Below are 6,933 nucleotides of genomic sequence, written 5' to 3'. Positions count from 1 at the left end.
TGATCGCGAATATCATCACCCTGGACGTAGCCTATTTTCCGACCGCTTGAATCTCGAATGTCGTTCCCTTGAATGTGGCCGATTTTCCTGCCGCTTTTATCCCTAATATCATTTCCTTGCATTTTTACATTTGTCATAACAACCTCCTTTTCTAAAAACGGAGTTCGGCGGCCTCCCGTTAGCCCGGTCCGCTACATGCGATTATTAGACGCTAAGTGATCCAATTCCATTCCCAGGGGAATCCAAATTCTTCTATCTCATGAATCTTTACGTCTTCCGATTCTCCTACCAAACCGCGAAAACCACTTTAATCCTATAAAGATAGAAACCACTTATCCCTTTACAGTTGAAATAAGGATCTTTTCCAAATACGTGAAAGTACACTTTATCATATTACCTCATCCTCGGGCAATAAAAAAAGGCCCCTTGTGTCTGGATGGGTCAAGCGTTTATTTGGTTTTTGTACTGCTTTAGGGCGGGATGGAGGTTAACGCCACTTTTCGAAATCCAAAACAGAAAAAAGCTATAATTACGGAAGCTTAAAGCTGTTCAGATGGGGTAGGATGATGGTTATTTACCCTTTTTGTGATCCTCCCAAGTTTTCCTGATTTGCTCAATATCTTTCTCGGTGAAAAGCCTCCGTCCCCCCTTGTTGTCACGCCAAATAACAGGAAATAATACTCCCTCGTATTTCCTGAAGGTCTTCCGGCTGATCCCTATAAGCTTGCAGGCTTCAAAAAGTGAGTAAAAGTTTTTTGTTTTGTGATAGTGATAATGCCTGTTTTTGCTAAAGAATTCTGCCCTCTTACTCCATAAGGCTTCCAGTTGGTTGGCCTGGTGCTTTGTGAAAATCCTGAAGCCAGTTGTAGGATCTTTTTGAGCTATAGGGAATAATGTGCCTTCATGGCGCCGGTAAGTCTTACGGTCGATACCGAGAATCTTACAAACCTCTAATAGTGAGAGATAATTCGCAGTCTTTCGATTTCTATTTGATTTTGAAATAATAGTGGTTGTTGAAAAGCACAGTTTTGGTAATGATTCTATGTGCTTGGGCGTGGCTTTCGAAGATTTATTTTTATCTTGGAAACTAGTCGCAAATCGATTGGAAAGTGCTTCTGCTAACTGATTGAAATCTTTCAGAAAAAAAATGACTTTCGAAATATCTTCGTGGTTTCCAGACTTTCCTCGAGGGTCATGGGGGGGAGGATGGTGGGGAGCCGGCGCGCCAGCATGGTCTTTCCTGCCCCTGGGGGGCCGATCATAAGGATGTTATGTCCCCCTGCCGCCCCTATCTCCAAGGCCCTCTTGCCATGTTCCTGCCCCTTCACCTCCCGGAAATCCTCGGTATACTCCCCCCCCTCTTGGAAGACCTCCTCCATATCGACCTTTACAGGAAGGATCTTCCTCTCACCCCGTAAAAAACCCACCACCTGCGCTAGCCCCCGCACGGGCAATACCTCTATTGCCACCACCACCGCTGCCTCCCTCGCATTGGCCCCGGGCAACACGATTCCCCGCAATCCTGCCTTCTTGGCCGCCATTGCCATGGGAAGTCCACCCCTAACAGGTTTTATCCCTCCATCCAGGGAGAGTTCCCCCAAAAAGAGGTAATCCCGCAAGGGGTCTTGGGGGACGATGCCTTGGGCCGAGAGGATCCCCAGGGCGATGGGCAGATCGAAGGCTGATCCCTCCTTCTTTACATCGGCGGGGGCCAGGTTGACCGTGATCCTCCGTGGGGGGAATTCATAGCCGGAGTTCTGGATGGCCGCCTTTACCCGATCCTTGCTCTCTTTAACCGCCCCCTCCGGCAGCCCGACCGTAGAAAAGGACGGAAGCCCCCCTGAGATGTCCACCTCCACTTCCACGATATAACCATCTATCCCCAGCACAGCGCTGCTCAATACCTTGGCCAGCATAGGCAATTTCTCCTTGAACTTTTGCAATGAAGCCGATATCATATTAACAATTTACACATCCTTAGGCAAGCTAAAGTCCCTATGATTCTCTCCTGGTAGTTGAAACGTTTTCCCTCTTGCCAAAACTCCCCACCACGGTATTCTTACTGGTAAACTGTTGGCAGGAAAGGGTATGGAGCTATACAGGAGGTTTTAAGATGAGTGCGCCGTGCAAAGCTCATGTCATCCAGTTGGTACCCCTGTTGTGCAAAGGAGGCGTAGGTGAAGCAGTTGAGCCTATTTGCTGAAGGGGGAGTCCAACTTGGGGAAAGGCCAGCCACCACCCCGATACCGAGCCCTGCATGCGGTGAGGTAACGAGCCGTATGAAGCCAGGGGGAGGGAGATACCGGGCCGCAACGAAAGTGAAGGTATTGAGCCCCGAAAGGACCAGCGTTGTGGAGGCCGAGGCGTTTCATTTCGTCGAAGGCAGCATCGATCCTGCCGCTGATGGCGAGGGGGGATCGACTCCGCCGGGGTCTGAGGCCGTGGCACGGTATCAAAGGGATGGCGTGGGAACTCGCCTGCCTGTGCGAAGGCAGACAGGGGAGGCCCAGGGTGTTCCCCAATGTAGAGGGGTATGTGGTGCCAAGCCTATAGACGGCAAGGCCCCACAGATGATGCTTTGGGAGTCGGATCAGCCCATAGTACCGAAGAAGTCCCGGAAACGGGATGGAGGGAAGGGGCTGGCAGGGATGCGATGGGCTGATGGGAAGACATCCTCCACACACAGAGGTGGGCAAGGGGTGTCAACGAAGCTGTCGGTCATAACTCAGCGAGCCCGGGAGGATCCGAGGTGTAAGTTTACCTCTTTGGTTCACTTACTCAACGAGGATTTTCTCAGGGGGTGTTTTCGGGAGCTAAAGAGGGACAAGGCTCCTGGCATTGATGGGGTGACGGTCAGGGTCAGGGAGTATGAGGCACACCTGGAGGAGAACCTCAGGGATCTGGTGGGCAGGATGAAGGGCTGGAGGTACCGTCCTCAGCCTGCAAGGAGGGTCTATATCCCCAAACCCAAAGGGGGGAAGAGGCCGTTAGGGATACCAGCAGTTGAGGACAAGATAGTGCAGATGGGGATAAAGAAGATCCTTGAGGCGATCTATGAGTGTGACTTCCTGGATGTATCCTACGGGTTTCGTCCCAATCGTAGCTGTCATGATGCCCTGGATGTGCTGGATAAGGCCATAATGAGGGGGCCGGTGAATTTTGTGGTGGATATGGATATTGAGAGGTTCTTTGATACTGTGGATCATGCCCGGTTGATGGAGTGTTTGGGGCAGAGGATAAAGGATCGGAATCTGCTTCGTCTGATCGGCCGTTTCTTGAGGGCTGGGATAATGGAGGAGGGGAGGTATCTGGAGACGGACAGGGGGACGCCCCAGGGAGGGGTGTTGAGTCCGATCCTGGCCAACATCTATCTCCATTATGCCTTAGACCTCTGGTTTGAGAGAAAGGTAAAGGGGCGGCTGAGGGGATTTGCTCAGATGGTGCGTTATGCCGATGACTTCATAGTCTGCTTTCAGTACAGGGATGAGGCGGAGGCCTTTGGCAAGGCATTGAGGGAGAGGTTGGCTGAATTCGGGTTAAGGATCTCTGAGCAGAAGAGTAGGGTTATAGAGTTTGGTCGTTATCCATGGCAGAGGGCACAGAGGCAGGATAAAAGGGTGGCGACTTTCGATTTCTTGGGATTTACGCACTATTGTGACAAAACCAGGAGGGGGAAGTTCAAGCTGGGGCGAAGGACGGCAAAATCCAGGTTCAGCCAGAAGGTGAAGGAGATGGGAAAATGGTTGAAGAGCATCCGCAGTACGTTGAAGCTAGAACAGTGGTGGAAAGTGCTAAAGTGGAAGTTGATAGGGCACTATCGTTATTATGGCATAAGTGGGAATATGGTTCGGCTGCGGGCGTTCTACAAGGAGATCATCCGTCTTGCCTACAAGTGGATTAATAGACGGAGTCAGAAGAGGAGCTATAACTGGAGGCAATTCTCTCGCTATCTGGTATATAACCCGTTGCCAAAACCGAGGATATATCACCTGATGTATACCCTATCCTCGCAGGGGATGCATTCCTGAAGAGCCGAATGCGGGAAAACTGCACGTTCGGTTCTGTGAGGGGAGTCTAAACCGAAAGGAGGTTGAAATGGCTTCTACTCGACAGCAAATTAAATCGTTAATCTCTATAGTCAAAAAAGAAATTAAAGGGCAGACAAGGGCACCTCCTTTTGGTTAATTAACTGTCTATTTCCCCCATCGCTTCTTACTGTATCATTTTTGCGATGGGACAGGAGGTGCCCTTTATATGATTATCAAACCTACAAAATACAGTTTCCTTGAATTGTCCCAAAATGAGCGCAGAAGCTATGAAGAAACCTGGGTGGAGTGGAATTTTGATAAATACTATAGTTGGCTGTTAGAAGGATTAAGGGGTAAGGATTGAAGGGACATGGTTGACATAGGGGAATACCTGAGTTATACTTTGGTATGAAATATGACATACCAAGGAGGGCTTATGAGGGGATCTGTTAAATTTGCGATAAGTATACCAGATAAGGAGTTTAAAGAATTGGAGTCCTTCAGGGAGAAAGAAGGGCTCAGTCGAAGCAGATTTATCCTTCAGGCCATTAAGCTGTGGAAAGAAACGAAGGAGAGGGAAAGGCTCGTGAGAATCTATGAAGAGGGTTACAAAAGGGTGCCGGAAGATCTGAGAGATATAGAGGCTTGGGAGAAGGCTTCTCTGAATGTATTTTCTAAAGAGGACTGGTAATGCGCAAGGGGGAAGTATGGTAGGCTGAATTACCAAGACCCATTGGCCGGCGTCCCATTGTCCTCCTTTCTCGCGATGAGGCTTACGCTATAAGAAATGCTGTAACAGTAGCAGAAGTGACTTCAACTATTAGGGGTATCCCTGTAGAGGTTATTCTTGGCCCCGAGGACGGCCTGCCCAAAAGGTGTGTTGTGAATTTAGATACCATCGCAACTATAAGAAAGGAGTTATTGATAGAAAGAATTACCGTCCTTCGGAATGAGAAGATTGAACAAATTAACAACGCTATAAAGTTCGCTCTATCCATCCCATAAATTGTCCTAAAAGAATGGGATCGGGGTCAAACCTACAAAATACACAGAACCCCAATAGCTCATTGCTGATAGATCATAGTCCTAAGAAGTCCTGATTAGCTTTCACCATACCATGTAATAATTGACTAATGTATTGACAATACATAACTATTGGTGTATCTTAAATACAGGAGGTGATAATTATGAAGAGGTTAAACATTACCCTGCCCGAAGAACTAAGTCGGGAATTAGAAACTATACCCAACAAGAGCCGTTTCATTTCTGAGGCAGTACAGGAGAGATTAGAAAGAGAGAAAAAGAGAAAGTTGGATGAACTTCTTATTGAGGGTTATAAAGCAACAAAGGAAGAGGATAAGAAGCTTAATAAAGAATGGGAAAAAATCACGTTAGAGGGATGGATGTAATATGGATTTCCCCAAAAGAAGTGAAATCTGGCTGGTTTCATTGGAGCCAGTTGTTGGCCATGAAATAGGAAAGACAAGACCTGCATTGGTAATCTCCAACGATCGAAATAACCAATTTGCTGATACAACAACAGTTCTCCCACTCACTTCAAAAACAGAAAAAATATATCCCTTTGAGACTTTTCTTCCAAAAGCAGAGACAAATCTGCCTATGGATTCAAAGGTAAAATCTAATCAAATCCGAACAGTAGACAAGAAAAGGCTGGTAAAATTGTTAAGTAGTATATCAGAAGAAAAACTAAAGGAGATAGAACAAACACTTTTGATTCATCTCGGCGTTCATACTTCATAGCTGATAGCTGATCCTGATGAAATAGCTCTTTGTGAAGTAATAGGATCAAACCCTTCACCCCGATACGGTCATTTCTCCCTACAGGGGCAGGCAGGACAGGTAGCTCTTGGCTCATAGGTGATAGCTCACAGGTCATATGTTTGCTTCCATTCAAGACGATAATATATTGACATTTGTCATACAAACGTATACCATATAATCGTGGTGGCATTCGATTCGTCAACTTTGATCTTGCTTGCAAAGACTGAAATGCTTGACCTGGTTATTGCAGACTTCCACGATAGGGTGATAATCCCTGAAAAGGTCGAGGTGGAAGTGAGTGTTGAAGGCAGAGAAGAAACTCCAGCAATATTAAGTCTCATGGGTGAAGGCAAAATCAAAGTTCTGAAAGCAAGGGGTCGTGAATTGATTGAGAAGCTTGGGAATGACTTTAACATCGGTGCAGGCGAGGCAGAGGCTTTAGCCCTTGCCCTTCAAGAAAAGGCACATATGGTAGCAACAGATGATAGAAATGCGATAAGGGCATGTAAAGCGCTGAAGATTGATTTTGTCACAGCAGTTGCCTTTGTGTTAAGGGCCTTTGAAAAACAGCTCATAGACATGGATGAAGCCATCTCAAAGATTAAGAAGCTTCAATCCATTGGTAGGTACAGCAAGGCGATAATCGAGGATGCTATAGAGCAAATACGCAAAGGGGGTGCTTAAGATGGCCGGAAAAACCGTGAGCATACGCATAAACGACGACGACTACTCTTTTCTCTTGTCTTTGGCTCAAGAAGAGAAAAGGGATTTGTCAAAGGCGGTAAGGGAGCTTGTTGAACGTGGAAGGACAATGCTTGCAATAGAGCATTATAAGAAATCAAAGGCATCTATTGAGAAAGCGGCACGGATAGCTGGCGTTTCGATATCGGAGATGATGGAGATATTGAAGGAGCATGGTGTAGAGGCGAATATAGAGTACGAAGATTACCTGAAGGGGTTACGGAACCTGCGGAAAGTATGGTAGGTAGTTAGCTCAGAACAGGGATTTGGGGTCACCCATTAAAGGGCACCCTGTCAAGAGGAAATACCTCTCCATCGCAAAAATGATATTTTTTGCAGGGTGACATCCCCAACGCCAGCCCGGCCTTGTCTGAGTCCTTAT

General features: G+C 47.1%; 10 protein-coding genes and 1 pseudogene. 8 read left to right on the top strand and 3 right to left on the bottom strand.

The genetic code is table 11. The features are described 5' to 3' along the window. From JRI46_11935 to JRI46_11925, 3 genes are all read right to left on the bottom strand, one after another. A partial coding sequence (locus JRI46_11935; protein ID MBW2040274.1) for a hypothetical protein occupies positions 1–137 on the bottom strand: 137 nt, incomplete at its 3' end. Between the two features lie 433 nt (positions 138–570). Next, positions 571–1,161, bottom strand: coding sequence for a MerR family transcriptional regulator (locus tag JRI46_11930; GenBank protein MBW2040273.1), 591 nt, complete (start codon positions 1,159–1,161; stop codon positions 571–573). Continuing rightward, entirely contained in the window at positions 1,137–1,916 is a 780-nt protein-coding gene (locus JRI46_11925; GenBank protein ID MBW2040272.1) for an ATP-binding protein, read from the bottom strand. The genes JRI46_11930 and JRI46_11925 overlap by 25 nt, the downstream gene beginning before the upstream one ends. A gap of 783 nt (positions 1,917–2,699) precedes the next feature. Between JRI46_11925 and ltrA the strand changes: the two genes are divergently transcribed. The 8 genes and pseudogenes from ltrA (at position 2,700) to JRI46_11885 (ending at position 6,795) form a co-directional block, all read left to right on the top strand. Then, the gene (ltrA, locus tag JRI46_11920; protein ID MBW2040271.1) at positions 2,700–4,028 is read left to right on the top strand and encodes a group II intron reverse transcriptase/maturase; all 1,329 of its coding nucleotides are present in this window, start codon (positions 2,700–2,702) and stop codon (positions 4,026–4,028) included. Between the two features lie 226 nt (positions 4,029–4,254). Then, positions 4,255–4,392 (top strand): hypothetical protein, encoded by a 138-nt coding sequence (locus JRI46_11915; protein ID MBW2040270.1) that lies wholly within the window; start codon positions 4,255–4,257, stop codon positions 4,390–4,392. Positions 4,393–4,464: 72 nt separating this feature from the next. Continuing rightward, positions 4,465–4,719: a ribbon-helix-helix protein, CopG family gene (locus JRI46_11910; GenBank protein ID MBW2040269.1), complete on the top strand. Its 255-nt coding sequence runs from the start codon at positions 4,465–4,467 to the stop codon at positions 4,717–4,719. Then, positions 4,719–5,033 (top strand): annotated as a pseudogene (locus JRI46_11905) (type II toxin-antitoxin system PemK/MazF family toxin). Before JRI46_11910 ends, JRI46_11905 begins: the two are co-directional and overlap by 1 nt. 182 nt (positions 5,034–5,215) lie before the next feature. Continuing rightward, entirely contained in the window at positions 5,216–5,437 is a 222-nt protein-coding gene (locus tag JRI46_11900; protein MBW2040268.1) for a hypothetical protein, read from the top strand. Between the two features lies 1 nt (position 5,438). Beyond that, entirely contained in the window at positions 5,439–5,789 is a 351-nt protein-coding gene (locus JRI46_11895) for a type II toxin-antitoxin system PemK/MazF family toxin (protein MBW2040267.1), read from the top strand. Between the two features lie 249 nt (positions 5,790–6,038). Further along, positions 6,039–6,494 carry a hypothetical protein gene (locus tag JRI46_11890; protein MBW2040266.1) on the top strand — a complete coding sequence of 152 codons (456 nt, stop codon included), beginning with the start codon at positions 6,039–6,041 and terminating at the stop codon, positions 6,492–6,494. Position 6,495: 1 nt separating this feature from the next. Continuing rightward, on the top strand, positions 6,496–6,795 hold the full coding sequence (locus tag JRI46_11885) for a UPF0175 family protein (protein MBW2040265.1): 300 nt from the start codon (positions 6,496–6,498) through the stop codon (positions 6,793–6,795). Positions 6,796–6,933 lie beyond the last annotated feature (138 nt).

It is taken from the genome of Deltaproteobacteria bacterium (genome assembly GCA_019308925.1).
In the GTDB taxonomy this organism is placed as follows: Bacteria; Desulfobacterota; B13-G15; order B13-G15; family RBG-16-54-18; genus JAFDHG01.
The sequence above is the reverse complement of the archived record's forward strand: the minus strand, read 5'-3'. Positions and strand labels throughout refer to the sequence as shown.

Coding starts and splice junctions, on each gene's coding strand:
- JRI46_11910 (MBW2040269.1), top strand. CDS start 4,465: ATGAGGGGATCTGTTAAATTTGCGATAAGTATACCAGATAAGGAGTTT.
- JRI46_11885 (MBW2040265.1), top strand. CDS start 6,496: ATGGCCGGAAAAACCGTGAGCATACGCATAAACGACGACGACTACTCT.
- JRI46_11895 (MBW2040267.1), top strand. CDS start 5,439: ATGGATTTCCCCAAAAGAAGTGAAATCTGGCTGGTTTCATTGGAGCCA.
- JRI46_11890 (MBW2040266.1), top strand. CDS start 6,039: ATGCTTGACCTGGTTATTGCAGACTTCCACGATAGGGTGATAATCCCT.
- JRI46_11925 (MBW2040272.1), bottom strand. CDS start 1,916: ATGCTGGCCAAGGTATTGAGCAGCGCTGTGCTGGGGATAGATGGTTAT.
- JRI46_11915 (MBW2040270.1), top strand. CDS start 4,255: ATGATTATCAAACCTACAAAATACAGTTTCCTTGAATTGTCCCAAAAT.
- JRI46_11900 (MBW2040268.1), top strand. CDS start 5,216: ATGAAGAGGTTAAACATTACCCTGCCCGAAGAACTAAGTCGGGAATTA.